Annotated in this window: 26 protein-coding genes; 12 read left to right on the forward strand and 14 right to left on the reverse strand. The window is 62.9% G+C overall.

Annotated features, from left to right (window positions below):
* Nucleotides 1–13: 13 nt before the first annotated feature.
* The 3 genes from SPHV1_RS24435 to SPHV1_RS10720 form a co-directional block, all read right to left on the reverse strand.
* Nucleotides 14–850 (reverse strand): nuclear transport factor 2 family protein, encoded by an 837-nt coding sequence (locus SPHV1_RS24435; protein ID WP_082430959.1) that lies wholly within the window; start codon nucleotides 848–850, stop codon nucleotides 14–16.
* Nucleotides 851–935: 85 nt separating this feature from the next.
* The gene (locus SPHV1_RS10715; protein WP_231634629.1) at nucleotides 936–2702 is read right to left on the reverse strand and encodes an FAD-binding protein; all 1767 of its coding nucleotides are present in this window, start codon (nucleotides 2700–2702) and stop codon (nucleotides 936–938) included.
* The gene (locus SPHV1_RS10720) at nucleotides 2699–3328 is read right to left on the reverse strand and encodes a nuclear transport factor 2 family protein (protein WP_231634630.1); all 630 of its coding nucleotides are present in this window, start codon (nucleotides 3326–3328) and stop codon (nucleotides 2699–2701) included. The genes SPHV1_RS10715 and SPHV1_RS10720 overlap by 4 nt, the downstream gene beginning before the upstream one ends.
* Nucleotides 3329–3482: 154 nt before the next feature.
* Here SPHV1_RS10720 and SPHV1_RS10725 point away from each other — a divergent pair, with 154 nt between their 5' ends.
* Both SPHV1_RS10725 and SPHV1_RS10730 read left to right on the forward strand, forming a co-directional pair.
* The gene (locus tag SPHV1_RS10725) at nucleotides 3483–5843 is read left to right on the forward strand and encodes a TonB-dependent receptor (RefSeq protein WP_054946036.1); all 2361 of its coding nucleotides are present in this window, start codon (nucleotides 3483–3485) and stop codon (nucleotides 5841–5843) included.
* A 26-nt stretch (nucleotides 5844–5869) separates the two neighbouring features.
* Nucleotides 5870–6610: an SDR family NAD(P)-dependent oxidoreductase gene (locus SPHV1_RS10730; protein ID WP_054946037.1), complete on the forward strand. Its 741-nt coding sequence runs from the start codon at nucleotides 5870–5872 to the stop codon at nucleotides 6608–6610.
* Here the strand turns inward: SPHV1_RS10730 and SPHV1_RS10735 are convergent.
* A complete protein-coding gene (locus tag SPHV1_RS10735; protein WP_054946038.1) occupies nucleotides 6579–7067 on the reverse strand; it encodes a nuclear transport factor 2 family protein in 489 nt (162 codons plus the stop codon). The genes SPHV1_RS10730 and SPHV1_RS10735 overlap by 32 nt on opposite strands.
* 59 nt (nucleotides 7068–7126) lie before the next feature.
* Between SPHV1_RS10735 and SPHV1_RS10740 the strand changes: the two genes are divergently transcribed.
* Nucleotides 7127–8215, forward strand: coding sequence for a DUF1214 domain-containing protein (locus tag SPHV1_RS10740; protein WP_054946039.1), 1089 nt, complete (start codon nucleotides 7127–7129; stop codon nucleotides 8213–8215).
* Between the two features lie 253 nt (nucleotides 8216–8468).
* The gene (locus SPHV1_RS10745; protein ID WP_231634631.1) at nucleotides 8469–9302 is read left to right on the forward strand and encodes a sugar phosphate isomerase/epimerase; all 834 of its coding nucleotides are present in this window, start codon (nucleotides 8469–8471) and stop codon (nucleotides 9300–9302) included.
* On the opposite strand, the gene SPHV1_RS10750 is transcribed toward SPHV1_RS10745, so the two are convergent.
* The 10 genes from SPHV1_RS10750 to SPHV1_RS10795 all read right to left on the reverse strand — a co-directional run bounded on the left by SPHV1_RS10750 (nucleotide 9268) and on the right by SPHV1_RS10795 (nucleotide 17925).
* Entirely contained in the window at nucleotides 9268–9564 is a 297-nt protein-coding gene (locus SPHV1_RS10750) for an aldo/keto reductase (protein ID WP_054946041.1), read from the reverse strand. The genes SPHV1_RS10745 and SPHV1_RS10750 overlap by 35 nt on opposite strands.
* A gap of 150 nt (nucleotides 9565–9714) precedes the next feature.
* On the reverse strand, nucleotides 9715–10251 hold the full coding sequence (locus tag SPHV1_RS10755; protein ID WP_054946042.1) for a nuclear transport factor 2 family protein: 537 nt from the start codon (nucleotides 10249–10251) through the stop codon (nucleotides 9715–9717).
* A 4-nt stretch (nucleotides 10252–10255) separates the two neighbouring features.
* Nucleotides 10256–10783, reverse strand: coding sequence for an SRPBCC domain-containing protein (locus SPHV1_RS10760; RefSeq protein ID WP_082430961.1), 528 nt, complete (start codon nucleotides 10781–10783; stop codon nucleotides 10256–10258).
* 13 nt (nucleotides 10784–10796) lie between these two features.
* Nucleotides 10797–11567, reverse strand: coding sequence for an SDR family oxidoreductase (locus tag SPHV1_RS10765; protein WP_054946043.1), 771 nt, complete (start codon nucleotides 11565–11567; stop codon nucleotides 10797–10799).
* Nucleotides 11568–11616: 49 nt separating this feature from the next.
* Nucleotides 11617–13077 carry an FAD-dependent oxidoreductase gene (locus SPHV1_RS10770; RefSeq protein ID WP_054946044.1) on the reverse strand — a complete coding sequence of 487 codons (1461 nt, stop codon included), beginning with the start codon at nucleotides 13075–13077 and terminating at the stop codon, nucleotides 11617–11619.
* A 4-nt stretch (nucleotides 13078–13081) separates the two neighbouring features.
* Nucleotides 13082–14122: a 4-hydroxy-2-oxovalerate aldolase gene (dmpG, locus tag SPHV1_RS10775; protein WP_054946045.1), complete on the reverse strand. Its 1041-nt coding sequence runs from the start codon at nucleotides 14120–14122 to the stop codon at nucleotides 13082–13084.
* Nucleotides 14119–15063 carry an acetaldehyde dehydrogenase (acetylating) gene (locus SPHV1_RS10780; protein ID WP_054946046.1) on the reverse strand — a complete coding sequence of 315 codons (945 nt, stop codon included), beginning with the start codon at nucleotides 15061–15063 and terminating at the stop codon, nucleotides 14119–14121. Before SPHV1_RS10780 ends, dmpG begins: the two co-directional genes overlap by 4 nt.
* Nucleotides 15064–15090: 27 nt before the next feature.
* Nucleotides 15091–15894, reverse strand: coding sequence for a fumarylacetoacetate hydrolase family protein (locus SPHV1_RS10785; protein ID WP_054946047.1), 804 nt, complete (start codon nucleotides 15892–15894; stop codon nucleotides 15091–15093).
* The gene (locus SPHV1_RS10790; protein WP_054946048.1) at nucleotides 15881–16699 is read right to left on the reverse strand and encodes an alpha/beta fold hydrolase; all 819 of its coding nucleotides are present in this window, start codon (nucleotides 16697–16699) and stop codon (nucleotides 15881–15883) included. Before SPHV1_RS10790 ends, SPHV1_RS10785 begins: the two co-directional genes overlap by 14 nt.
* A gap of 11 nt (nucleotides 16700–16710) precedes the next feature.
* On the reverse strand, nucleotides 16711–17925 hold the full coding sequence (locus tag SPHV1_RS10795; RefSeq protein WP_054946088.1) for an acyl-CoA dehydrogenase family protein: 1215 nt from the start codon (nucleotides 17923–17925) through the stop codon (nucleotides 16711–16713).
* 192 nt (nucleotides 17926–18117) lie between these two features.
* Between SPHV1_RS10795 and SPHV1_RS10800 the strand changes: the two genes are divergently transcribed.
* From SPHV1_RS10800 to SPHV1_RS10835, 8 genes are read left to right on the forward strand one after another with little or no spacing between them, the layout of a single operon-like run.
* Nucleotides 18118–18882 (forward strand): SDR family oxidoreductase, encoded by a 765-nt coding sequence (locus tag SPHV1_RS10800; protein WP_054946049.1) that lies wholly within the window; start codon nucleotides 18118–18120, stop codon nucleotides 18880–18882.
* Between the two features lie 7 nt (nucleotides 18883–18889).
* A complete protein-coding gene (locus SPHV1_RS10805; RefSeq protein WP_054946050.1) occupies nucleotides 18890–19819 on the forward strand; it encodes a VOC family protein in 930 nt (309 codons plus the stop codon).
* Nucleotides 19816–20697: a CoA transferase subunit A gene (locus SPHV1_RS10810; RefSeq protein WP_342743671.1), complete on the forward strand. Its 882-nt coding sequence runs from the start codon at nucleotides 19816–19818 to the stop codon at nucleotides 20695–20697. The genes SPHV1_RS10805 and SPHV1_RS10810 overlap by 4 nt, the downstream gene beginning before the upstream one ends.
* Nucleotides 20697–21488 (forward strand): CoA-transferase subunit beta, encoded by a 792-nt coding sequence (locus SPHV1_RS10815; protein WP_054946051.1) that lies wholly within the window; start codon nucleotides 20697–20699, stop codon nucleotides 21486–21488. The genes SPHV1_RS10810 and SPHV1_RS10815 overlap by 1 nt, the downstream gene beginning before the upstream one ends.
* 28 nt (nucleotides 21489–21516) lie before the next feature.
* Nucleotides 21517–22416 (forward strand): enoyl-CoA hydratase, encoded by a 900-nt coding sequence (locus SPHV1_RS10820; RefSeq protein ID WP_054946052.1) that lies wholly within the window; start codon nucleotides 21517–21519, stop codon nucleotides 22414–22416.
* Complete coding sequence (locus SPHV1_RS10825; RefSeq protein WP_054946053.1) at nucleotides 22416–23504, forward strand: nitronate monooxygenase family protein; 1089 nt, start codon at nucleotides 22416–22418, stop codon at nucleotides 23502–23504. The genes SPHV1_RS10820 and SPHV1_RS10825 overlap by 1 nt, the downstream gene beginning before the upstream one ends.
* An 11-nt stretch (nucleotides 23505–23515) precedes the next feature.
* Nucleotides 23516–24271: an enoyl-CoA hydratase family protein gene (locus tag SPHV1_RS10830; RefSeq protein ID WP_054946054.1), complete on the forward strand. Its 756-nt coding sequence runs from the start codon at nucleotides 23516–23518 to the stop codon at nucleotides 24269–24271.
* The gene (locus SPHV1_RS10835) at nucleotides 24271–25425 is read left to right on the forward strand and encodes an acyl-CoA dehydrogenase (RefSeq protein ID WP_054946055.1); all 1155 of its coding nucleotides are present in this window, start codon (nucleotides 24271–24273) and stop codon (nucleotides 25423–25425) included. Before SPHV1_RS10830 ends, SPHV1_RS10835 begins: the two co-directional genes overlap by 1 nt.
* The last annotated feature ends 5 nt before the right edge of the window (nucleotides 25426–25430 follow it).

Genomic DNA, 25430 nt, shown 5'->3' on the forward strand with positions numbered 1-25430 from the left:
GCGCCATTGCGCGCTAACCCAGATCGTCCTTTCCGGCGGCGATAATGGCAGGATCTCCGGTATGCGCCTGCCACAAGGCATCGCGGCGCACGATCCGCCAACCCTCCTGCCGCCGCTCCCAGTGGTCGATGTACTCGCCATTGGAATCGAATATCGCTCCGGCTGGAGTGTCGGCCCGCTGGTGGCGCGCCTGCACGTAACTGCGGCTCAGCGCCGTGTCGCCGGCGATGTCTACCCAGATGCTGCCCAGCAGGTGCTGCGTTCCACCGCAACGGTCGAGATATCGGGACATGTTGTCGACCAGTGCGGCCATTCCGGAGCGCTCCCCACCCTGCCCGTAATCGAAGGTGAGATCGTCCGCGAAGACCTCGCCCAATGCGGGCCAGTCTTTCGTGTCGAGGATTCGGGCAAAGCGGGCAAGGCCACGACGTATTGCGCGTTCGTCGATCAGTTCGCGCAGTTCCGGGAGTGAGGGCATGGCATCGGCCGAAACAGGGAGGGAAGAGGCCCGCTGGTCGACCAGGAACATGCGTGTCATCTCGCGGTCGAACAGGTTTTCCTCGTCCTCGGCGATGCGCAGCGCGATATCAGGCAGGGCCGCACGCTCGATGAAGCGATCATAGGCACTGCGATCGTCGAACGTGATCTGGGTCACGACATCGAAGTCCGGCGCGGCGGCAGCCGGAAAGATGAACGCCCCTTCGGTAATGAGGTAATTGCGCCGGTAATCCCTGATCTCCGGAAACAGCGACGCGATAAGCGGCGCGTGTTGCGTCTCGTAGTACGCGACGAAGGCCCCGGTGCTCATGGCCGTACGGCGTTTGAGCAGGGCGATGCATTTCACAGTCATGATGGTATCCTCAATGGGCAAGACGCTCGTCCCGGGATCTTCGGAGAGCCGCGAGGCGAGGATGCGTGAGTGGCGGCAGCGATTCTCATGGCCCTGCCATGGCGCGTGCCGCTCGACGGCCCGAATAGATACAGTCGGCATAGGACAGGCCGCTGACGTAAAGGTTAGAGCAGATCCCCACGGCATTGCGCCCGGCGGCGTAAAGGCCGGGAACGGTGCCCTGACCGTCGCGGGCGCACACGGCACCGGTGGTTTCGTCGACGGCAAGACCGCCAACCGTCATGCAGGCGATGGGGAACATGCGCGCGTCGACCGAAGCGTCGATCGCGTAGAAAGGCCCATGTTCCAACACGGCCATTTCGTCGGGGCTCTTGTGGAAGGGGTCGGGCTCTTCACCGCGTGCGGAGCGATTGTAGGTCGCCAGGGAAGCGGCAAGAATCTCCGGGTCGCAGTCGAGCTTCTCGGCCAGTTCCCGGGCCGTCTGGCCCTTGATTGCCGCGAACAGGACGTTGACGAGCGTGATGTCGCGCTGGAAGCCCAGAACGCCTTCGCCGAAGGCATCCCGCAGCGATTGCCGATATAGCTTGCGGTCCATCACGATATAGCCGCGTCCGCCATGGCGCTCGACCATCTCGTCACCGATACGCGCGCCGTACCAGGTCTCATTGCAGAACCGTTCCCCCTTGCCGTCGACCAGCATGGCCTGCCCCCAGGCCTGCGGCGGAGACAGGAAGCGCCAGGCCGATACCCGCTCCATCAGTGCGGTTCGGCCTCCGGCAGAAACGCCCAGCATGATGCCGCTGCCATTGTCTCCGAGCGTGCCGTTGGGCAGGCCATTGGCGTAATCGGGTGCGAAGTGGCGAACCATCTCGGGATTGCAGATGAACCCGCCGGCGCTGAGGACCACGCCGCGACGTGCACGGATCCATGCGCTCGCGCGGTTCTGCGCTTCCAGCGCCCGCGCCTTGGCGAGACGGCGGTAGCCCATGGCAAAGGTGATGCGTGCCCCCGGAAAGGTGGGCGAGAGCATCGACATCCATTTGTTCGCGGCGGCGACATGGCGCGAATGTTTCTTGCGGATCTCCGGATCGAGGAGGCATTCCACGCGCACGCCGATCACCCTTCCGTCTGAATCAAGCGCGAGTTGACGGGCTTCTGCATGAGTGCGCATGACAAGCCCGAGATCGAGCGCGGCCTGCTTCAGCGGCTCCCAGATTCCGGTACCCAGGCCCCAGGGTTTGCCGCCGTTACGGCGAACAGTGCGATGGCCGCGCGGGGCGGGCGGGGTCATGTCGCGAAACGGTCCGGCAAGGCTGCTGTCCGGGTGATAGAGGTACTTGTCCAACGGCGGATAGGAGGTCTTCTTCGGCCAGTAGCTGGCTTCGAACGGCGCGCCGTGATGCCGCAGCCAGTCGAGAGTTTCTGCGCTGCTTTCGCAGAAGTCGCGCAACGTCTCGGCGCTGACGACATCGCCAACCTCGTGGCGCAGGTAGTCTTCCATGCGTGCCGGATCGTCGCTGACACCCGCTTCGCGCTGGATCGATGTCCCGCCGCCTGCGTAGTAGACGCCGCCATTGGCGGCCGAAGAGCCACCGCCATCGAACCGATCGAGCGCGATGACCGACAGGTCGCTTTCAAGGCCCTGCAGCGCTGCAGCCACACCCGCACCACCGAGGCCGACCACCACCATGTCCGCTTCCTCGTCCCAGTCGTGCCCTTCAGGCTCCGAAAGGATGAGCGGGGCGTCGATCTCAAGTCCCCATAGGCGAATGTCTCGATGGGACGGCGGGATCGGCGCTTCTTCGCGCAGGGCCCAAGGGCCGCGCGCCATGGTTTTCGGGGGAGGCGTCACTCTGCCCGGATCCTGACCTTCGGCGCATCCTTGCCACGCCGCATGGTCTCGATGAACCTGTCGAACGGGGCCGGCTCGGCCACCGGGCCGCCGTGGTCGCCCTTGCGTGCCCAGAACTCGTCGAAGCTGGGGAACAGCTTGTGGAAGTTGCCCTCGGTCCATTCGGTCCCGGGCCAGCGCATCTTCCGGTCGCCGATCGGCGGCTTGTTGAGGTCGGTCGCGTACCAATAGAGCGGCAGGCGACGCGCAAAGTACCACCGCCCGTCGCGGCGCACGTAATTGTCCGAGTACATCATTTGCATGATGACCCATTCATCGCCGGTTTCGTGCTCGTTCTTGGAATAGACGATGCCCCGGGCGTGATCGGCATCCTCGAATTCGATCACGTGTCCGCCGATATGATGCGACGTCCCGGTGAAAGGGGCGCGCAGGGTCGTGTCCATATATTCGCGCAGGGCCTTGCGCCCGGTTGTGTCACGACCGACGCGAACGTCCTCGGGAAACAGCGAAACCATTGCGTCCATGTCACGCATGTCCAGGGCAAGTGCGTAGCGCGCGGGAAGCTGGCGAATGGCTTCGAGGGACTCGAGGCGATCGAGGCGGTCTTCAATGCTGCGTTCCGTCACGCTGAATCTCTCCATGAATGCATATATGCGTAGGATATTATGATATATGTCTTCGTAATAGACAATTCTATTGCCCATTCTGTCAAGAAATCATAGATTGTCGGCGTTCAAAAATACGCGATGCTCGAATCGGGCGCGTTCGCAGGAGGATGGGATGAGGAAGTTTCTTTGCAGCACCGCTATGATGACCGTTGCGGTCCTCACGGCCGTTCCGGCCCTTGCGCAGGAGAACTCTGCGCAGCAGGGGACGTCTGACGACGATTACGGAATCGGCGCCATCGTCGTCACCGCGCAGAAGCGGTCGGAAAACATCCAGGACGTTCCCATCGCGATTTCGGCGGTGAGCGAGCAGTATCTCGAAAGCCGAGGTGTCGATTCCATCGACAAGCTGGGCACCATCGCGCCCAACGTGAAGATCGAACGCGCGCCGTCGTCGAAGACGATCTCCCAGATCTCGATCCGCGGTTCGGTCACCATCAATCCCGCGATCACGTGGGAACCTGCGGTGGGGCTCTATCTCGACGGCGTCTATATCGCCAAGGCGCAGGGCTCGATCTTCGACATTGCCGATCTCGAACGGGTCGAGGTGCTGCGCGGTCCGCAAGGCACGCTTTATGGCCGCAATGCTCTGGCCGGTGCCGTCAATCTCGTGACCAAGAAGCCCAGCGGCGAAGCAGGCGGCATGGCAGAGATCACTTACGGCAGCTTCAATGAATGGAAGCTGCGCGGGGTCATCGACCTGCCGCAGATGGGAATCTTTTCGGCCAAGGTCTCCGGTCAGTATCGCAAGCGGGACGGGCTGATCGACCTTGTCCCCGATCCATACGATACACCCGGATCCTCGCTGCCGGTCCGCAACCGGACGGACTCGATCAAGTCGGGAAGCTTCATGGTGCAGTTGCGCGCGGAACTGTCTGACGACATTACCGCCGATTACACCTACGACTATTCCAGGAACAAGCAGACTCCGCCGTTCTCGCAGCTGCTGCGGGTCAACCGCAATGGCGATCCGCGCGACATCTTCGATCCGAACTCACCCGGTTACGCTTTCGGTGGGGCCTTCTTCCCGCTCAATCTCTACACCGACCCCAACCGGGTCGGCACGGCTTCGATCGATGGCGACGTCTACGAGCATTCGCGCAGCTATGGTCACGCGCTGACCCTGACCGCCAACCTTGGTTCGGCCGAAGTGAAGTCGATCACCGCCTATCGCGACCTCGCATGGTCCGATGGCCTCGACCTCGACGGATCGCCACTCGCCGTGGCCTACACGCAGCGCATTACCGACTACCATGCCTTCAGCCAGGAACTGCAGGTGACGGGCGAGGCGCTGTCGGACAAGCTCAAGTACGTCGTGGGTGCCTTCTACTTCAGCGAGAAGGCCGAGACGAATAACCCGCAAACCTATTTCGGGGGCGGCCTCGACCTGACATCGAACTACGGTTCGCATACCAAGGCCTATGCGCTCTATGCGCAGCTCGACTACAATCTCACCGACGCGCTCAAGCTGACGCTGGGCGGGCGCTATACGCATGAGAAGAAGGACATCAGCCGCTTCCTGCGGGTGAACCTCGACGCAGCCAACGGCATCTTCACGCCGACGGTCGTCGCGGATCTGCCCTACGGCACTTTCCCGGATGCGAAGTACAACAACTTCTCTCCCGCCGCGACGCTCAGCTACGAAGTGACTCCGGACGTCAACGTCTATGCACGCTTTGCCCGTGGTTTCAAATCGGGCGGGTTCAACGGTGAGACCAATGTATTCTTCGATCCTGCGGCCCCCGCAGGCTGTCCGGCCGGAGCCACCGAGCTGTGTCGGCCCTACCGCCCGGAAAAGGTCGACAGCTATGAGCTTGGTGCGAAGACCCAGCTTCTGGGCAACGCCCTTGTGTTCAATGTCGCGGCCTTCCGGGACGAACACAAGGACATGCAACTCGCCATCTTCACCGCGGAAGGGGCTGCGGCCTCGATCGTGCGCAATGCCGGTGCGGCCCGCATCCAGGGCCTGGAATTCGAACTCGTCGCGCGGCCCGTTTCGGGCGTGACGATCAACGGTTCGCTGGCATTCCTCGATTCCAAGTACAAGAGCTTCATCGACGGCGGCGTCGACGTGGCGGACAACCGTGCGTTCCCCCATGCGCCCAAGACGACCGCCGCGCTCGGCGTCGACTGGCGCGTGATCGAGGGGGGCTGGGGCAAGCTGAACCTCTACGGCGATCTCAGCTACGTTTCGAAGTACTATACTTTCCCTTATGCGCTCTCCACGGATATCGCTTCGGACCAGAATGCGCACAACACGCAGTCACCGGGTCGGACTATCGTGAACCTGCGGGCAACGGTTTCCGAAGTCATGCTCGGGGGTGTCGAGGCGTCCATTTCCGCCTTCGTGCGCAATCTCACCAAGGAGGACAGCCCCAACAACTTCATCGACTTCGGACCCGGTTTCGGCGGGATGACGCTGGGCTATTTCCCGGAACCGCGTACCTTCGGCGTTACCGCAGGCGTGAAATTCTGAGCCGGCCGGACGGGAAGGACAGACATATGCTTTTCGAAGGGAAAAGGGCGCTCATAACCGGCGCGGCATCGGGTATCGGGCGCGCAACCGCCATCCGATTTGCTGCCGAAGGTGCGCAAGTGACGATCGGCGATCGCAACGTGCAGGGCCTGCAGGAAACGGCGGCGATGATGGCCACGCCGCCGGTGATCCAATCTTACGATGCAATGGACCACGCTTCGTCTCGGCACCTTGTCGACGTGGCGGCGAAGGAAGGGCTCGACATCCTGTGCAACATTGCCGGAATGCTGAAGTGGGGCCCTTCCCAGGACTTTGCAGTCGAAGACTTCGAGCGCCTGATGACGATCAATGCGACAAGCGTTTTCGTGCTTTGCCAGGCGGCGCTGCCGTATCTTGCAAAGTCCAGGGGCAACATCGTCAATACTGCCTCTACGGCCGCGCTTCAGGGAATCGCCTATACTATCGCCTATTCGGCTTCGAAGCATGCCGTGGCTGCGATCACCAAGGGGCTGGCCATCGAATATGGCGCTCGCGGGGTGCGGGTAAATGCGATCTGTCCCGGGCATGTGGAAACCCCGATGACCCAGACCCCGCCGCCTGAAGGTGATGTCGACTGGTCATTGGTGATGCGCAATGCGCCCAAGCTCGAAAACGGCGCCTGCGCCCCGGAAGATATCGCCGAAATGTTTGCGTTCCTGGCCAGTGACAAGGCCCGGAAAGTGACCGGCTCGCTATTCACGGTCGATGGGGGGCAACTCGCGGGGTGAGTAGCATGCGGGCGGTTTCCTGCCCGTCGAGGAGGGCATTGGCGCGATGAATGACGCGCCAGCCCTCGGCCCTGCGTTCGAGAGTCCAGCAATTGGCCGCAACGCGGTGCGCCTCGAACTGCCCGTCGCCAAGATGGCGGAAGACCACACTGTGTCCGCGCGCACTGGCAAGGTCGCCGTCCAGTTCTATGGCGACGGGGCCAAGCAGGTGAGCGCATCCCTGACTCATCAGCGACCGGTGGTTCGCCCCCTCGATCAGGCCGGCAATGGCACCGCGCCCTTGTGCGGCGGCGAATCCGACGACTTCGTATTCACCGTTATCGGTCCAGAGTTGCGAGAGCGCTTCGCCGTCGCCGCTGTCGGCGAGCGGCCCGTATTGGGCAATGATCGAACGAATCGCCTCGAGGTCCTCGAGGCGTTGAAGACGCTCGGCAAGGCTTTCCAGGGAATGGGTCATGCCAACCGTTCTGGCGCCTCATGCGCCTTGAGCAAAGCGAAAAAACCGGGAGAACTGCAATGAATGACGCATCGTGCGGCAATGCCAAGCTCGGCCACGTATGGCGTGAATTCTGCGAAGAGCTTGCGCAGGCCGGAGATGTACTGATGCGTGAGGAAGCGCCGGGCGCGGCGATCGACCAGGCCGAAGGGCTGCGCTATCTTTCGCGCCTGACGCGCACGGCGCTCAACATGCTCGTCGACAGCGCCGATCCCGATTTTCCACGCCTCTTCCTGCTCTGCGACGACAAGATCAAGATCGGCGCAGACAATCCCGACAACCTCTATCAGCAATGCGTCGTCAGCGCGGACCGCGAGTATCGCATCACGGGCAAGCGCAATACGGTTCCCTATTTCTCTATCGGCAGCAAGGCGAACCGCTATGCGACCGACGGAACCATGGCCTCCACCGGTGAGATCGAGTTCGCGGACATGGAGTTCGGACCGGACGGCAGTTTCAAGATCGTCGTCAGCAAGGATGAGAAGCCGGGCAACTGGTTGCCCATGTCGGACGACACGTCTCTGCTGATCGTACGCCAGACGTTCGACGACAAGAAAACGCAAGTCCCCGCCGACGTCCGCATCGAGCGGATTGGCCCCGGTCCCGAGACACCGCTTGTGCTGAGGCCCGAGCAGATCGAGAGCCAGCTGAAAGGCGCGGCGCAGTGGGTGCGCGGAACCGCCAATACTTTCGCCGACTGGTCAGAGTGGTTCAAGGCGCAGCCGAACCGGATCTATGACGGTGATCAGGCGGTCTTCTACCGCGCCGGCGGCGATCCCAATATCTGGTATGGGCATATCTACTTCGATCTTCAGCCCGGCGAGGCGTTGGTCATCCGGGCAACGCCGCCAGAGTGCCGCATGTGGAATTTCCAGCTCGACAACTGGTGGATGGAATCGCTCGATCACGTGAACAACCCGCACGTCTGGATCAATGGCAGCATGGCCAGATACGAGCCGGACGGCAGCGTCATCGTCGTTTGCGCCGACACAGATCCCGGTTTCGCCAACTGGATCGATCTTGCCGGACATCGTGAGGGGACCGGGCTTTGGCGCTGGCTGGGTGCCAAGGACCACCCTGTCCCGCAAGTGGAAGTGGTTCGGCTCTAGGGCTCCCATTTCCCATGTGTAGCAACTTTGTCTGCTCCAGGCCCGGAAGCATTGCGCCGATGGGGCCGTCTTCCCTTATGTCCTCATGCAGGTCGGATCGACGACCGGCGCGATCCCTCGATAGATGTAAAAGGGCAAATCCTGCGTGATCGATATCTGCGTATTATTTTCCTTACAACTGGATGCAAAGATAATTTTATTATAAATAATAATGGCATTTTGCGTAAAAACTATGGCCTAATAAGGCCGGGGCGTGTACGGTGCGGCAATGCGCCTCTCACTCGATCATCTGACGGTCATCGATGCGGATCCGGTCGAACTTGTCGAGGCTGCGCACGATGCGCGCTGTACCGGTGTCTGCCTTTTCATCCAGTCGATGCCGGTATTGCCGACGATGCCGAGGTTCGACTTGTGCGCGGATCGTTCCGGTCGGCGTGACCTCGTCAAGCGCATGGCGGATCACGGCGTCACGCTGGACCTTGCCTATCCGTTCACTCTGGCCGGGCGTACCCGCGTCGAGGACTATGTGGTGGCCATGGAATGCGCAGCCGAGTTGGGTGCAGGTCTTGTCAACGTACTTTGCTACGATCGCGAGGTGTCGCGCCGCGCTGAAAACTTCGCCGGGTTTTGCGACCTTGCGGCCGGTTTCGACCTCGCGGTAGCCGCCGAGTTCTATCCGCTGTCTCAGATCGGATCGCTTGCTGGCGCGCTCGATCTGGTTCGGGCCTTGGACCGGCCGGGGAGGGTTGGTGTCAATGTCGACCTGTTGCATCTGATGCGGTCAGGCGGATCGATCACCGAACTTGCCGCAGCTCCGGACGAATTTGTCCTGTTTGCGCAAGCCTGCGATGGCCCGCAGGCATGCCCGACAGATGATCTCGGTGCGGAGGCGTCAGGCGAGCGACTCCTGCCGGGCGAAGGCGTGTTCGACGTAGGCGGATTTCTCGGGGCATTGCCGGAACACTGCCCGGTGAGCGTGGAGATACCCCGTCACAGCGCGCTGCTCTCGGGCGAGCCGCGTGGTGTCAGGGCTCGCCGTGCGGTCGAAGCGGTCAGGCGCGCGGCCGCGCCAGTTCCTCCGGGTTAAGATCTAGGTCGGCGGCTCTGACGCCTTCTTCGATGCGGGCCGGGCTGGATCCGCCCAATACGGGGATCGTCTGGTTCGGCTGGTTGACCAGATAGGCGAGCACCACGTCGTTGATCGCCACGCCATGGCACCTTGCCAAGTCTTGCGCCGCCGCAAAGCGCCTTTGGTTGACGGGATTGCCATAGCGCGTGGCGAGATCGGTTGCGACTTCACGCTTTTCTTTCATGGCGAAGTAGCCGCCGCTGGTGGGGGCATAGGCCATGATCGGAAGCGTTTCATGCAGCGTTTCGTATTCGGCCTCGTAGTAATGCCGGTAGCCCTGCGCGCGCGTCGAACATAGCGCCCTTGGTGGCGATAATCCTGTCGGAACGATTGCCGCTCGTCTTGAGCCAGGTGCCGATGGCGCGTTCGCTCAGACCGCTTGGGTCCATTCGATGAGATGGCTGATGTCGCGGCGCTCATCTGGCTTGCGCCCGGTTCGGGCAAGGTGATGCGCGGTGATCTGGATCGCCGGATCGAGTGGAAGGACGACTTCCATGACCCGGTCGTAGATGGTGCAGGCGATTTTCCAGACGCCCCCTTCACGCCGGTATTGATCGCGGTAGATCGCCGTCCCGGACGTATGGGTCTTTTCTTCGAGGTTGATGAAGATATCTTCCAGGTACCAGATCCCCTCGGCTGAATTGTCTCCGGTCAGCCTGATCTCCGGCATATGGCCGTGATGCATCGCCACTGTGCCGGAATGGAAGGAATTGGCGAGGAATTCGATCATGTCGTCCCGTCCGGACAGTGCTACCTTGTAGGAACCGCCGCGATACTCGACGGCGACGTCCTCCGTGAACAGCGACGCCAGAAGGTCCATGTCGGCAGTGTCGATGCCGCGGAAATAGCGGTGCTTGAGCGTCCTGATATCTTCCAGATCGCTCAGGTGTTGCAGGGTATAGGCCATGGTTTCAGGCTTCCTCTAGTGCCGTGAACATTGCTTCGGCGCGCGCTTTCAATGCCCGTGCGCTGTCGTCGAAGGCGCGTTTCACCCAGGGACCGGCGAACCGGTACACATGGATTCCGTTGTTGCCGAGAAACGCGTCGGTCGAATGGTAACGACAGGTGTTGTCGCCAGTTGCCTCGATGATCTGGTCGCGACGGGCGGGATAGGGCCAGGCATCGCTGTGGATCATTTCCCAGCTCAGCAGCCTTTCCGGTTCGAAGGCACAAATATACTCGCAGTTGGGGACCAGCGATCCCGGAGCGGCATAATTGACGAGCGTCATTTCGACCGCTGCGCCCATCTCCAGCGTGGAGACGGCGCGCACACAGAAAGGATTCCATTCGGCATAACGGGCCAAGTCGGTCAGGATGTCCCACACGATACGCGCGGGGGCGTCGATTTCCACCGTATCGCCCACGGTTACAGCATCGGGATCAAAGCCGCTGACCGGATCGTCGTTGAGCTTTGGCGCGTTTTTCATCCAATCCAGCATGTTCTTCGCTCCCTCAAACAGCAACCCAGTCGCCGCCGTTGACGTCCAGCGCGGCCCCGGTCATCTCGCTCGCATAATCGGAGAGCAGGAAATAGACCGCCTTGGCGCAATCGGCGTCGGGCGGAATGTGGCCGACCGGAATTTCGGCGCTGCGCTGGTTGCGGAAGGCCTCGGCCCCGTCACCCAGCGATGCGATGTATTCCTCGAGTGGGGCGCCCATCATCCATCCCATCAGGGCGGTGTTGACGCGGATGCCGCTGCCCGAAAGTTCGACTGCAAGCTGGCGGCTCATCTGGTTGAGGGCGGCCTTGGCCATCGCATAGCCGCCTTCCCCCGGCATCGGCTTGCGCGTGGCCAGCGTCGAGACATTGACGATCGAGCCTGACTTCTGCGCCCGCATCGTCGGGATGACGGCTTGCGCCATGCGCACCGCTCCCACGGCGATGACGTCCAACGCCATCAGCAACTGGTCGATGGAATGGGTGTCGAGGCCCAACCAGTCGGGGTGGTAGTATGCGGAATTGACGAGGCCGTCGATCCGACCCCACTTGTTCAGGGCGGCCTTGGCCAGTGCATTGCACTGTTCGGTCTTCGAAACATCGCAGGGTACGGCAATCGCCTCACCTCCGGCTTCGACGATTTCGCCGGCAAGCCTCTCGATCGCGTCTTTCGAGCGCGCTGAGACTATGACTTTCGCGCCTTCAGCGGCCGCGCCACGGCACATCGCCTGCCCCATGCCCGGGCCTGCTCCGGTGATGATGACGACCTTGTCTTTGAGGATCATCGTGTTCTCTCCCAATGTTTCTTGTCGTTTTTCCGGTCTCGTGGCCGGGCTATGTCTGCGCGGCCTTGGCTCCTGCCCGGCGGCCGAAAAAGGTGCAGTCGGCGAGGCTCAATCCGGAGCTGTAGCCATGGCCCCATGCGGGCAGGCCGGACGTGCAGCGTCCCGCGGCAAAGAGCCCTGCGATGGGCGCGCCCTCCCGGTCGAGCACTTCGCCGTCGATATTCGTACGCAGTCCACCGAGCGTGAAGAAGCTGAAGTAGCTGTCGTGGAAATCGAGTTCGAGCGCGACGAACGGCCCTTCCTCCAGTGGAGTCAGGATCGGCTGACGTTTGCCGAACAGGGGATCGCGACCTTCCCGGGCGTGGCGGTTGTAGAATTCCATGGTCGCAGAAAGGGTGCCTTCTGGCATCTCCAGTTCTGCTTCCACTTCGGCCCAGGTTTCCCCGGTGCCGGTAATGCGCATGTTGGCGATATCGAGCGGCTGCGAGAAATGCGCGCAGTCGAGCAGGAGGTAGACCTTGCCGCCGGGCTGATCGACCGCGTAGCGGCTGACGCGCCCGTGGTAGCAGTCCTCGTTGATGAAGCGCTGTCCGGCGACGTTTACGAAAACGCCGTAGGCGTGGGGTTCGGGCATCGTCCAGGGGCAGGTCGTGAAGAACTGCTCCATGTGGATGGCATCTCCACCGGCCCCCATGCCGAGCAGGATGCCGGTACCGTCGTCCTTGTCGCCGATGGGATCGCTGAGTTTGAAGGTCTCGGGGCAATATTTGCGACGCATCTCTTCGTTGAACACGAAGCCGCCGGTGGCAAGCACCACGCCCTTGCTTGCCTTGACGAAGTGGTTGGCGTTGTCGATGCGCTGCACTGCGCCGACGATCCGCTCGCCATCGGCAATGAGCGCGATGGCGCGGGCATCGGTGACGATTTCCACGCCGAGGTCGCGTGTGCGCGCCTCAAGGATATCGACCAATGGTCGTCCGCCGCCCCAGCCCGCGTGCTGGATGACATGACCGCGCGGGGCGGGCGTTGCGATATCGCAAAAGGGTTCGGCCGCTTCGCTGCCCGACCAGATCAGCGTGGAATCGTCTACAGGTTCGATGTGCTTTCCGGGCAGGTAGTTACCCCGATAGGGCACTCCCTGCGCCTTGAGCCAATCGTAATGCGCCAGCGAATGCTGCGCATAAAGGTCGCACTTGGCCTCGTCCGCGCAAGGACCGCCCGCCGCCTTGAGGTAGGCGGCGAGGGCTTCTGTGGTATCTTCGAAACCCGCCGCGCGCTGCGCATCGGTTCCGCCGCCGCCACCAATGTAGATCTCGCCGCCCGAGAGCGCCGAAGCACCGCCGCTGCCCGAATTGCGTTCGAACAGCGCCACTCTGGCACCTGCATCAGCCGCTTCGATGGCCGCACAGGCGCCGGCCGCCCCGAAGCCGATGACGACGACATCGGTGTCGAAGTGCCACTCGGGCACTTCGGCGACCGGCAAAGGCCGGTGAAGCGAAAATTCGGTCATGGGATCAGGCGTTCTTTTCCTTGAGCATGTCGAGGGCGACGTCGACGATCATGTCTTCCTGTCCGCCGACCATCTTGCGGCGGCCGAGTTCGACGAGGATCGCGCGGGTGTCGATGCCGTAAGTTTCGCTGGCCTTTTCGGCGTGCCGCAGGAAGCTGGAATAGACCCCGGCATAGCCAAGGCTCAGCGTCTCGCGATCGACGCGGACCGGGCGGTCCTGAAGTGGGCGCACGAGGTCTTCGGCCGCGTCCATCAGTAGATTGACGTCGCAGCCATGATTCCAGCCCTTACGGTCGACGGCGGCGATGAACACCTCCAGAGGCGCATTGCCGGCACCGGCGCCCATGCCGGTGAGACTGGCATCGATCCGCACCGCGCCGCACTGGGCGGCAACGATCGAATTGGCGACGCCAAGACCAAGGTTGTGGTGCGCATGCATCCCGCGCTGCGTTTCCGGCTTGAGCACCCGGTCATAGGCTTTGAATCGGGCGCGCACGCCGTCCATGTCGAGCGCCCCGCCGCTGTCGGTCACGTAAACGCACTGGGCGCCATAACTTTCCATCAGGAGGGCCTGCTGGGCCAGCACCTCGGGCTCGATCATGTGGCTCATCATCAGGAAGCCAGAGACATCCATGCCGAGATCGCGGGCGATGCCGATGTGCTGCTTCGATACGTCAGCCTCCGTGCAATGGGTCGCCACGCGGACCGAGCGTACGCCGATATCGTAGGCGCGCCGCAGTTCTTCGACCGTGCCAACGCCGGGCAGGATCAGAGTGGTCAGGACGCACTTGTCGAGCACATCCGCCACGGCCTCGAGCCATTCCCAATCGGTATGTGCGCCAAAGCCGTAGTTGAAGCTGGCGCCCGAGAGACCGTCGCCGTGAGCGACCTCGATCGCGTCCACGCCGCTCTTCTCAATGGCGCTGGCGATAGCGCGCACATGGTCGATGCCGTACATGTGGCGGATGGCGTGCATGCCGTCACGCAAGGTAACGTCCTGGATGTAGAGCTTCTCGCCCGCTTCCACGTTGAACTTGGCCATCATGCATTCTCCTTGGCGGCCATGCGCCGTTGGGCCAGCAGTTCGCCGGTCGCCTTGGCGGCGGCGGTCATGATGTCGAGGTTGCCGGAATAGCTGGGCAGGTAGTCGCCCGCACCTTCCACCTCGAGCATGATCATCGATTTGATCCCGGTGAACTCGCCCATGCCGGGGATCTTGAGCTTGTTGTTGTCGCCGAAGCGTTCGAACTGGACTTCCTGCTTCAGGCGATAGCCGGGCACGTACTTCTGCACTTCGGCCACCATGTCCTTCACCGACTTGCGGATGGCGTCCTCGTCGGCGCCTTCCGACAGCGTGAAGACCGTGTCGCGCATGATCATCGGCGGCTCGGCAGGGTTCAGGATGATGATTGCCTTGCCCTTTTCGGCGCCGCCGACCTTCTCGATCGCGTTCGCGGTGGTGCGGGTGAACTCGTCGATGTTGGCGCGCGTGCCGGGGCCTGCCGAGCGCGAGGAGACCGACGCGACGATCTCGGCATAGGGGACGCGGGTCGCGACACGGCTGACGGCAGCGACCATCGGGATCGTCGCCTGTCCGCCGCAGGTCACCATGTTGACGTTGGGCGCATCGAGATTGGCGTGCATGTTGACCGGCGGCACCGTGAACGGACCGATTGCGGCAGGCGTCAGGTCGACGACCTGGATGCCGTCGGCGCGCAAGGCTTCGTCGTGGACCTTGTGCGCGTAGGCACTGGTCGCATCGAAGGCTATGCCGATTTCGGGATAGCAGGCCAGCTTCTTGAGGCCCTCGATGCCCTCATGCGTCGTGGCGATGCCATGCTCGCGGGCCATGGCGAGGCCTTCAGAGTTGGGATCGATGCCGACGACGGCCGCGAGTTCCATGTTCTGGGGATACTTGATCATCTTCATCATCAGGTCGGTACCGATATTGCCCGAACCGATGATTGCCGCCTTCACGCGTGCCATGTCAGAGTCCTTTAAACCAATTGGCCTTCAAACGAATTGCGCGATGCAGGAGCCGAGCTTGCGGCCCCCATTTTCCGGGTTGGAGTCGCTCAAGGTCATTTCGAAACGGTCACCCTTCACCGCGGGGGCAAGGGGGACCAGCGAACCGGAGAGAATGACATCGCCCGCATCGAGGGTGACGCCGTATTCGCCCAGGGTATTGGCAAGCCAGGCCACGGCCTGCGCCGGATCGCCCTGGACCGCATGGCCGTAGCCTTCGGACAGCGGCTCGCCGTTCTTGGTGACGGCCACGTGCAGGCCCGGCAGGTCGAGCCCGGCAGGATCGAGGCGATCCTCGCCCAGCACATAGACGCCGCAGGACGCATTGTCCGAGACGGTATCGACGATGGCGATCTTCCAGTCGGAAATGCGGCTGTCGACGATCTCGAAGCACGGGACGATGCTTTGCGTCGCGGCCAGCACGTCGGCTGCCGTCACACCCGGCCCCTTCAGTCCTTGCTTGAGGACAAACGCGATCTCGGCCTCGGCGCGCGGCGCGATGAGCGCCTTGTCGTCGATGTCGATGTCGCCCTCGACATACATCCAGTCGGTCAGGAAGCCGAAGTCGGGCTGATGCACGCCGAGCATGTCCTGCACGGCCTTACTCGTGACGCCGATCTTCTTGCCGACGACCTTTTCCCCGTCCGCCTGGCGGCGGGCGAGAAAGTCCAGGCTGATGGCATAGGCATCGTCGATCGTCAGCGACGGATCCTGCTCGATGAGCGGCGTGAGCGTTTTGCGACCGCGAAGGGCGTCGTAGAGCGCCTTTCCGTAAGTTTCAGCAGTGCTCATCGAGGAACCCTGTCGCATATCGGTTGAATTCGGCCGCGCGCTCGAGCTGGACCCAGTGGCCGACCTTGCTGAAGGTCACGCAGCGCACGTCTTCGCAGGCTTCGAAGAAGTAATCGATCCCGGTCAGCGGCATGAAGGCCTCGTCGCGTCCCCAGAACAGCTGGATCGGCATTTTCAGTTCCGGCAGGCGGGGGCGCACGTTGTGCGTGCGCATGCGCACGATGACGTCCTTGGGCTGGGTCTTCGACACTGCGAAGCGTTCGGCCACGAGTTCGTCGGTGACCATGGCCGGGTCATAGACGAGACTCTCGTTGAGGCGGCGCTGGTCGGCCTCGGAGAAATCGGGGCTGCCGAAGGAAGAGCGCATGTTGGCAATGCCGGGCATGGCGAAATAGACATCGAGTTCCTCGATGCAGCCGGGCGCCATGAGGATCATGTTCTCGACGAAGTCCGGGTGATCGGCGGCGATTTCGATGGCGATGCCGCCCCCCAGCGAATTGCCCACGAGCGAGGCCTTCTCGATGCCGTGCTGGCGCAGGGCATCGTAAATGGTGTCGACGAAGAGCGTCAGCGTATAGTCGATTCCTTCAGGCTTCGACGAGGAGCCGTAGCCGATGAGATCGGGCAGCACGACGCGGTAGCCCGCCTCGACGAATGCGTCGACGTTCTGCCGGAAGTTGGAAATGCCCGACGCACCGGGACCGCTGCCGTGGAAGAACACCACGACAGGGCCCTGTCCGAACTCGCGTATGTGAATGTCGTAGCCGCCAGCGACGCGGTACGTCGCTTCCTTCATGTCAGCCATGCCTCGCCCCCTTACAGGAAAGTGAACTTGGGCTCTTCGCCCAGCATCGAACCGACGAGATCGGCGGTGCGGTTGTTCGGGTCATTGGCCACGTGGGCGCGGCCGGCGTGCAGGTCGAGCCACGGCTGGATGATCGGACTGGTGTTGTAGATCGCCCGTCCGCCCAGCAGCCGCATCATCTCGTCGGCAAGATCGGCAAGACGGCGGACCACGGTGGACGACTGGTAGACGAACAGCGTGCGCTTCTCCATGGGCACCTTCTCGCCGCGCTCGGCATAGCCCATGAGCTCGTCGAAGGTAACGCGCAGCGTGGTTTCCATCTCTATGATCTGGGCATGGGCCTTGGCGATGGCCGCGTGCAGGAACGGATCGGCCTTGGATGCCTTGCCGGTGTTGGTCGACACGCGGTCCTTCATGATCTGCACCGCGGCATTCACGGCCGCGCGGGCTCCGCCGAAGGCTGCGGTGGACACCGAGCGGGTGAAGACCTGCGCCCAGGGGAGGGTAAAGAGCGGCGCGTCGTTTTCCTTCTGGCCCGGATTTTCGCAAAGGAAGCCATGGACAGAGCGGTGCGTTCGGTATTCGGGGACGAATACATCGTCAACGATGACGTCGTGGCTGCCCGTGCCTTGCAGGCCAAAGACCTGCCAGGCATCGCGGTCGATCCTGTAGTCCTTGCGGGGCAGCAGGAAAGTGCGCATGTCCGGCGCGCCGCCTTCTTCGCTCGGCGGCACCATGGCGCCGAGCAGGACCCAGTCGCAATGGACGGAGCCGGTGGAAAAGCCCCAGTGGCCCGATAGCCTGAAGCCACCTTCGACAGGCGTTACCTTGCCGACAGGCTGGTAGGACGAAGAGACCAGTACGCTCGTGTCCCGGCCCCAGACTTCCTGCTGTGCCCGGTCATCGAACAGCGCGATTTCGTAGGGGTGACAGCCGACGACGCCGAACATCCAGCCTGTCGACATGCAGCCTTCGGCGAGCGCTTTCTGCACGTCGTAAAAGACATTCGGGCTCATTTCATAGCCGCCCCAGCGCTTCGGCTGGAGAATACGGAAGAAGCCGGCGGCTTGCATCTCGGCAATCGAGTCTGCCGGCACGTCCCGATCGGCAACGCACTTCGCGGCGCGCTCCTTCAATACCGGGATCATGGCGCGTGCGCGCTCAACGAGTTGCCCGGGCGTCGGGATCGCTGCGGCCGCATCTGTGACTGAAGCTGTGCTGGCCATTTCGGTCTTCTCTCCCTCGTAACGAATCGGAGCAACGCCGCTTTGCGCTGCATTCGTAAAAATAAATGGCATGTGATACGCAAATCGTCAATTGAAAAGCCATTGAGCTTTCGATATGTGCAGATAGGCAAGGTTAGAACGGACGCGAATTTCCGTTGGCCGAATCGGTTTCGCAGGAGAGAGGAGCCCGTGATGGGCAAGCAGACCATCGATCTTACTGGGCAGGTTGCCATCGTCACCGGCGGCACGCGTGGGCTGGGCCGCGGCATTGCCGCTGCACTCGCGCAGGCGGGTGCCTCGGTGGTGGTCTGTGGCCGTAACGAACCGGACGATCTCCCTGATGGCGTGTGCTTCCGTGCTGCGGACATACGCGAGGCCGATCAGGCTGGCGCGCTGGTACAGGCTGTCGTCGAAGACCACGGCCGCCTCGACATTCTGGTCAACAATGCGGGCGGATCGCCCGATGCCCCGGCAGCAAGCGCGAGCCCGCGCTTCTTCGATGCGATCGTGCGCCTTAACCTTCATGCGGCCATGTACATGGCCCAGGCCGCCCATGCGCCGATGCAGGCTGCGGGCGCAGGAAGCATCGTCAATATTGCGAGCGTATCGGGCATCCGGCCCAGCCCCGGCACGGCAGCTTATGGAGCTGCGAAGGCCGGGCTACTCAATCTTACGCAAAGCCTCGCGCAGGAATGGGGGCCTGACGGTATCCGCGTGAATGCCCTGATTCTGGGGCTCATGCAGACCGAAACGTCCGAACTCACCTACGGCGAGGCGGAAGCGCAGACCCGCGTTGGCGCCTCCATGCCGCTGGGCCGCATGGGGACGGGCAAGGATGCGGCGGGCGCGGTGCTCTGGCTCTGCTCGGAGATGGCCTCATGGGTCAGTGGCGCGCGCATCAACGTCGATGGCGGTGGCGAGCGTCCGTACTTCCTCGACCTCGTGAAAGGACATTGAACTGAACATGGGTATCAAGGCACTTGGCTATGTCGTCGTCGAAACGGCGAGGCCTGAGGAATGGAATACTTTCCTCACGCAATTCGTCGGAGCCATGCGTGCGCCCGATGCGGGCGATGGCGCTTCGCTCTACCGCGTCGACGAACGGGTGTTCCGGTTCAGGATCGAGACCGGTGCGCGCGAATGGTTCGTCGCGGCGGGCTATGAATTGACCGATCGCACCGCGCTCGATGCCCTGGCGCTCAGGATTGCCGAGGCCGGTCGTTCGGTGGAATGGGCCGATGTGCGCGAGGCCGCGGGACGTGGCGCCGATGCGATGTTCCGCACGAGCGATCCGGCCGGAAACGGTCTGGAGTTCTACTGCGGCGATGCACGCAGCGATACGCCTTTCCTTTCGCCGATCGGCGTGCCGGAATTCCTGACCGGGGATCTGGGCATGGGCCATGCGGTATTCTCCGCTCCCGATTTTGATGAGACCATCGCGTTCCATCGCGATGTCGTGGGTTTCCATGAGACCGACATGCCGCGCTTCCACCTGATGGGGCCGGACGCACCGTCGATGGGCTTTGCCTTCCTGCACGCGGACAACGGTCGCCACCATTCGATCGCCTTCGGCGAAGGCCCCGTTCCGCCTTCGGGCGCGGTGCATATCATGCTGGAGCTTCCCGACCTGATCGAAGTGGGCAAGGCGCACGACCGCATGAAGCGCTTCGGCTATCCGGAAAGCGCGACGCTGGGCAGGCACGTCAACGACGAGACGACCGGGTTTTACGTGCAGACGCCCTCGGGTTTCGACCTTGAGATCGGTTGCGACAGCCTGATCATCGATCCGGCCAACTGGGCGGTGACCAAGCACGAAGGGATCAGCGTCTGGGGCCATGAATGGGCCTGGCAGAAAGCCCTCAAGGAACAGCAGGAACAAGAGGAAGGGGCATGATGCTCGACAAGCGGATGAGCGCGGCGGAGATGGTCGCGCAGATCAAGGACGGAATGACCGTCGGGATCGGCGGGTGGGGGCCGCGTCGCAAGCCCATGGCGCTGGTGCGCGAGCTGATGCGCTCCGACGTCAAGGACCTGACTGTCGTTGCCTATGGCGGCGCCGATGTCGGGATGCTCTGCGCGGCCGGCAAGGTGAAGAAGCTGGTCTTCGCGTTCGTCTCGCTCGATGCGATCCCGCTCGAGCCGTGGTTCCGCAAGGCGCGCGAGTCCGGCAAGCTGGAAGTCCTCGAAGTCGACGAGGGGATGTTCCAGTGGGGCCTGAAGGCCGCTGCCTTTCAGCTGCCTTTCCTGCCCACCCGCGTTGGCCTGGGTACCGATCTTGCAGAACTGGGCGGGCTCAAGACGGTGCAATCGCCCTACGCGGACGGCGAGACCTTGATTGCGATGCCCGCGCTCAAGCTCGATGTTGCACTGATCCACGTCAATCGTTCCGACTGGCGCGGCAACGTGCAGGTTTTCGGGCCCGACGTCTATTACGACGAATGGTTCGCCAAGGCGGCCGCGAAGACCTATATTTCATGCGAGGAAATGGTGGATCGCATGGAAGACCACTATCCCGAGCAGGCGCAGGCCAACCTTTTCGAACGCTGCTTCGTCAGCGGTGTCGTCGAGATGCCATGCGGCGCCCATCCCAGTTCGATGCCGCCCCATTACGGTTGGGACATGAAGGCATTCAAGGCCTACGCCGGTGCGGCGAAGGATCCTGGCGACTGGGACGCGGTGAAGGACCGCTTCGTCGGCGCAAGTGAAGCGCAATACCTTGAAAGCAATGGCGGAAAGGAGGCGGTGGCGGCTCTTCCGCTCCCGATATTCTGATGACCCAGGTTACTCTTGCAGAACTCTGCATCTTCGCGGCCTCCGAGGCCTTCCGCGGAAATGGGGAAATCGTCGCGACCGGCGTCGGTCCGGTGCCGCGTCTGGGGGCCAGCCTCGCCAAGCTGACCCACAGCCCCGAGCTGATGATGACCGACGGCGAATGCTATCTGGTCGAGCAGCCGGTACCGATCGGGCCGCGCGCCTATGACGACCGCAAGCCTGCCGGACACCTGCCGTTCTCGCGTTTCTTCGACAGCGCGGTCTGGACGGGGCGCCGTCACGCGATGGTCACGCCCACGCAGATCGACCGTTTCGGCCAGATCAATCTGTCCTACATGGGCGGCACCTACCAGCAGCCCAAGACGCAGATGCTGGGCGTGCGCGGGTTTCCCGGCAATACGATCTACCACCCCAACTCGTTCTTCTTCCCGGCGCATAGCCCGCGTGTATTCGTAGCCGGCGAAGTCGACATGATTTCCGGTGCCGGATACAACCCTGCCAAGCGGGTGGCGGGTGGCAACTACTCCGCCATCGATCTTCGCCGCATCGTCACCAACCTGTGCGTGATGGACTTCGGCGGCAGGGAGAATGCGATGCGCGTCATCTCGCTGCATAACGGCGTAACCTTCGACGAAGTGCAGGAAGCCACTGGCTTCGAACTCGAACTGGCCGAGGACGTTGGTGAAACGCCGCTGCCGGGCGCCGAAGCGCTCGCCATCATTGCCAGCCTCGATCCGCACAACATTCGCGAAAGCGTGATCAGGGACAACCCGCCGGCCCTCCGCGGCTGAGCGGGTAAAGGAAAAAGGGAGAGCAAGGATGAGCGATCTCGTCGAACCGAAGAGCGTCGACATCGTCTACGAGACCGAAGAGCCGGTTACGTACACTGTCGTCGATGGCGTGGCCTGGATCATGATGAACCGGCCGCAGTTCAACAACGCGCAGAACGGTCAGATGACCTATGCGCTCGACGACGCCTTCCAGAAGGCCACGAACGACGACGCGGTACGCTGCATTGTCCTGGGCGGCGAGGGCAAGCACTTCTCGGCTGGGCATGACATCGGCACGCCGGGGCGCGACCTGCACCGCGAATTCGACAAGCGGCTGATGGTGGCGCCGCATACCAACAAGCCGGGGGCGGAACTGCTCTATACGCGTGAGCAGGAGCAGTACCTGGGCATGTGCCGCAGGTGGCGCGACGTGCCCAAGCCGACCATCGCGATGGTGCAGGGCGCCTGCGTGGCGGGCGGTCTGATGCTGGCCTGGGTCTGCGACCTGATCGTGGCATCGGACGATGCGTTCTTCCAGGACCCGGTAAACCCGCTGATGGGCATTCCGGGCGTCGAGTACTTCGCACACGCCTACGAACTGCCACCGCGCGTCGCCAAGGAGTTCCTGCTGCTGGGCGAGCGCATGAGCGCGCAGCGCGCCGAGCAGTTCGGCATGGTCAACAAGGTGCTGCCACGCGCCGAATTGCGCGAAGCGGTCACCGCCTGGGCGACGAAGCTTGCCGGCCAGGCGCGCTTGGGCAATTGGCTGACCAAGCAGGCGGTGAACCACGTCGAGGAACTGCGCGGCAAGCGCGCGGCGATGGATGCGGTCTTCCACATGCACCACTTCGCCCACGCGCAAAACGACCTGGTCACCGGCAACTCGATCGCCGGCGTCAGCGGCAAGTCGGCGGCCAGCGCCAACAAGAAGGACGCCGGAGAAGCGTGATGGGCAACCCGCTCCATACCGTCCTGTGCGAACGTCTGGGTTGTTCGGCCCCGATCATCCAGACCGCGATGGGCTGGGTGGCCGAGCCCTCGCTGGTCATCGCCAGCTCCAATGCCGGGGCCTTCGGTTTCCTCGGTGCGGCAGTCATGACGCCTGACGAAGTGCGAGAGAAGATCCTTGCCGTGCGCAAGGGTACCGACCGCCCCTTCGGCGTGAACTTTCACTCGTTCCAGCCCGGTGCGGACAGGATCGTCGAACTGATCCTCGAAAACCGCGAGCAGGTGCGTGCGGTGAGCTTCGGACGCGGGCCCAACGCGAAGATGATCGGCCGTTTCAAGGACGCGGGCATCCTGTGCATCCCGACCGTGGGCGCGGTGAAGCACGCCCAGAAGATGGTCGAACTGGGTGTCGACATGGTCTCGGTGCAGGGCGGTGAGGGCGGCGGGCATACCGGCTCGGTGCCGACCACCGTGCTGCTGCCGCAGGTGCTCGACGCCGTTGACGTTCCTGTAATCGCATGCGGCGGCTTTGCCGATGGGCGCGGACTGGTGGCCGCGCTGTCCTACGGCGCAGTAGGCATCGCCATGGGAACGCGTTTTCTGCTGACGAAGGAAAGCCCGGTGCCTGACGTCACCAAGGCCGAATACCTCAAGGCTTCCACCGACGGGATCGTCGTGACGACCAGGCTCGACGGCATTCCCCAGCGCATGATCCGCAGCAAGTTGATGGATCGGATCGAAAGGTCCGGAAATCTTGGCATGTGGCTGCGCGCACTGGAAGCGGGAATGCAGATGAAGAAGCAGACCGGCGCGTCCTGGCTTGAATTCATCAAGGCCGCGAAAGGCATGACCTCGCACGGGGCGATGCCGCTCAAGCAGGCGATGATGGCCGCGACGATGCCGATGCTGATTCAGAAGGCCGTTGTCGAGGGAGACGTCGAACACGGGGTCATGGCGACGGGCGTCGTCGGTGGCCGGATTGCCGAAGTGCCGACCTGCCGTGAGCTGGTCGACCGCATCATGGAACAGGCACGCGAGCGGCTCGAAGCCCTTGGCGTGCCAGCGCAGCAGCCGGTTGGCGCTGCCTGAGAGGACGCAACATGCCGATCACAACGACAATCAAGGACCGTATCGCCGAAATCGTCTTCGACGTGCCTCCGGTCAATGCTTTCGACAGCGAGACCTGGCTATCGATCCCCGCGATCGTGACCGAAGCGAGCCGCAATCCCGAGGTCAACTGCGTGCTGATCCGCGCGGCCGAGGACGCGCGCGGCTTCTGCGGCGGTGTCGACATCAAGGAAATGCAGGCGCACCCCGAGCGGATCACCGTGCTCAACCGGGGCAATTACCTGACCTTCAAGGCTATCCGCGAGGCTGAAGTGCCGGTCGTTTCGGCCGTGCACAAGTTCGTGATCGGCGGCGGAATCGGCATCTGCGGCGCGTCGGACACGATCATCGCGGCTGACGATGCCTTTTTCTCGCTGCCCGAAGTCGATCGCGGCGCGATGGGCGGGGCCAGCCACCTTTCACGCATGTTGCCGCTACACAAGGTGCGGGCCGCCTTCTTTACCGGAGGGAATATCCCGGCGCAGGAAGCCTATCGCCTTGGCGCGGTCGAGACGGTGGTGCCGCGCGTCGATCTGGTGCGCGAGGCGAGGGCCTTTTGCGAAGTGATCGCGGGCAAGAGCCGCAAGGCACTCATGATCGCCAAGGAAGCGCTCAACGGCCTCGAGCCGCGCGACGTCGATCGCGGCTACCGCTGGGAGCAGGGCTTCACGCTGGAAATGTACATGCATGAAGATTCGCAGAAGAGCCGCGATGCCTTCGTCGAAACCGGCAAGGCGGCAAAGTTCTGATGGACCTGACGTACACCCCCGAGCAGCAGGCTTTCCGCGCCGAAGTGCGCGAATGGCTGGAAGCGCATGTGCCTGCCGTCCCGCTCGAACATTTCGATGCCACGCGCGAAGGTTTCGAGGCGCACCGTGAATGGGAAAAGGCGCTCAAGTCCGGCGACTGGGGCATGGTTACCTGGCCCAAGGAATACGGCGGGCGCGGGCTCGACCTGATCCAGTGGCTGATCTTCGAGGAAGAATACTACCGCGCCAGGGCCCCGGGCCGCGTCAACCAGAACGGCATCTTTCTGCTTGGCCCGACGCTGATGGAATTCGGCACGCATGAGCAGAAGTCCCGGTTCCTGCCCAGGATGGCCTCTGGCGAGGAAATCTGGGCGCAGGCGTGGTCGGAGCCGATGGCGGGCAGCGACCTTGCCGGCGTTCGCGCGACGGCTGTGCTTGAGGGCGACGAATACGTCCTCAACGGCCACAAGATCTGGTCGAGCCGCGCCGCCTTTGCCGACATGGCCTTCGGCCTGTTTCGCGCCCCGGGCAGCGAGCGGCATCACGGCATGAGCCTGATCTTCTTCCCGCTCGATGCCGCGGGCGTGACGGTCAATCCGATCCGCAAGATCAACGGCCACGTCGGCTTTGCCGAAATCTTCCTGGAGAACGTGCGCGTTCCCGCCTTCAACCGCCTTGGCGACGAAGGGCAGGGTTGGCACATCTGCATGGCAACGGCGGGTTTCGAACGTGGCCTCATGCTGCGTAGCCCGGCGCGCTATCAGGTTGCGGCGGCCGAACTCGCGAAGCTCTGGCAGGCGCGCAAGGATGAACCGGGCATCGATCCCGCGCTGGAGGCCGACGTCGTGCGCGCCTTCATGAATGCGGAAAGCTATGCGCTGTCGATCTACCAGACCGCTTCGCGCCTCATTGCGGGGGCGAAGATCGGGCCTGAAGCGTCGACGAACAAGATCTTCTGGTCCGAACTCGACATCCACCTGCACCGCACCGCGCTTGCGATCCTCGGTCCTGAAGCCGAACTGCTCAGCGAACCGGGCGCACATGACTGGATCGACGATTACATCTTCGCGCTCGCCGGACCGATCTACGCCGGTTCGAACGAGATCCAGCGCAACATCATCGCCGAGCGCATGCTCGGTCTGCCGCGCAAGTAAGGGGG

Source organism: Novosphingobium sp. KN65.2, assembly GCF_001368935.1.
Classification (GTDB): domain Bacteria; phylum Pseudomonadota; class Alphaproteobacteria; order Sphingomonadales; family Sphingomonadaceae; genus Novosphingobium; species Novosphingobium mathurense.

Excerpts from the sequence above, each read along its gene's own strand:
- SPHV1_RS10755 (WP_054946042.1), bottom strand. The coding sequence starts at position 10,251 with ATGGCCTATACCCTGCAACACCTGAGCGATCTGGAAGATATCAGGACG.
- SPHV1_RS10790 (WP_054946048.1), bottom strand. The coding sequence starts at position 16,699 with ATGGCTGACATGAAGGAAGCGACGTACCGCGTCGCTGGCGGCTACGAC.
- SPHV1_RS10725 (WP_054946036.1), top strand. The coding sequence starts at position 3,483 with ATGAGGAAGTTTCTTTGCAGCACCGCTATGATGACCGTTGCGGTCCTC.
- dmpG (WP_054946045.1), bottom strand. The coding sequence starts at position 14,122 with ATGATGGCCAAGTTCAACGTGGAAGCGGGCGAGAAGCTCTACATCCAG.
- SPHV1_RS10820 (WP_054946052.1), top strand. The coding sequence starts at position 21,517 with ATGAGCGATCTCGTCGAACCGAAGAGCGTCGACATCGTCTACGAGACC.
- SPHV1_RS10815 (WP_054946051.1), top strand. The coding sequence starts at position 20,697 with ATGACCCAGGTTACTCTTGCAGAACTCTGCATCTTCGCGGCCTCCGAG.
- SPHV1_RS10795 (WP_054946088.1), bottom strand. The coding sequence starts at position 17,925 with ATGGCCAGCACAGCTTCAGTCACAGATGCGGCCGCAGCGATCCCGACG.
- SPHV1_RS10785 (WP_054946047.1), bottom strand. The coding sequence starts at position 15,894 with ATGAGCACTGCTGAAACTTACGGAAAGGCGCTCTACGACGCCCTTCGC.
- SPHV1_RS10825 (WP_054946053.1), top strand. The coding sequence starts at position 22,416 with ATGGGCAACCCGCTCCATACCGTCCTGTGCGAACGTCTGGGTTGTTCG.
- SPHV1_RS10805 (WP_054946050.1), top strand. The coding sequence starts at position 18,890 with ATGGGTATCAAGGCACTTGGCTATGTCGTCGTCGAAACGGCGAGGCCT.
- SPHV1_RS10750 (WP_054946041.1), bottom strand. The coding sequence starts at position 9,564 with ATGGCCTATGCCCCCACCAGCGGCGGCTACTTCGCCATGAAAGAAAAG.
- SPHV1_RS24435 (WP_082430959.1), bottom strand. The coding sequence starts at position 850 with ATGACTGTGAAATGCATCGCCCTGCTCAAACGCCGTACGGCCATGAGC.
- SPHV1_RS10780 (WP_054946046.1), bottom strand. The coding sequence starts at position 15,063 with ATGGCACGCGTGAAGGCGGCAATCATCGGTTCGGGCAATATCGGTACC.
- SPHV1_RS10810 (WP_342743671.1), top strand. The coding sequence starts at position 19,816 with ATGATGCTCGACAAGCGGATGAGCGCGGCGGAGATGGTCGCGCAGATC.
- SPHV1_RS10770 (WP_054946044.1), bottom strand. The coding sequence starts at position 13,077 with ATGACCGAATTTTCGCTTCACCGGCCTTTGCCGGTCGCCGAAGTGCCC.
- SPHV1_RS10760 (WP_082430961.1), bottom strand. The coding sequence starts at position 10,783 with ATGCTGGATTGGATGAAAAACGCGCCAAAGCTCAACGACGATCCGGTC.
- SPHV1_RS10800 (WP_054946049.1), top strand. The coding sequence starts at position 18,118 with ATGGGCAAGCAGACCATCGATCTTACTGGGCAGGTTGCCATCGTCACC.
- SPHV1_RS10730 (WP_054946037.1), top strand. The coding sequence starts at position 5,870 with ATGCTTTTCGAAGGGAAAAGGGCGCTCATAACCGGCGCGGCATCGGGT.
- SPHV1_RS10735 (WP_054946038.1), bottom strand. The coding sequence starts at position 7,067 with ATGACCCATTCCCTGGAAAGCCTTGCCGAGCGTCTTCAACGCCTCGAG.
- SPHV1_RS10830 (WP_054946054.1), top strand. The coding sequence starts at position 23,516 with ATGCCGATCACAACGACAATCAAGGACCGTATCGCCGAAATCGTCTTC.
- SPHV1_RS10835 (WP_054946055.1), top strand. The coding sequence starts at position 24,271 with ATGGACCTGACGTACACCCCCGAGCAGCAGGCTTTCCGCGCCGAAGTG.
- SPHV1_RS10740 (WP_054946039.1), top strand. The coding sequence starts at position 7,127 with ATGAATGACGCATCGTGCGGCAATGCCAAGCTCGGCCACGTATGGCGT.
- SPHV1_RS10765 (WP_054946043.1), bottom strand. The coding sequence starts at position 11,567 with ATGATCCTCAAAGACAAGGTCGTCATCATCACCGGAGCAGGCCCGGGC.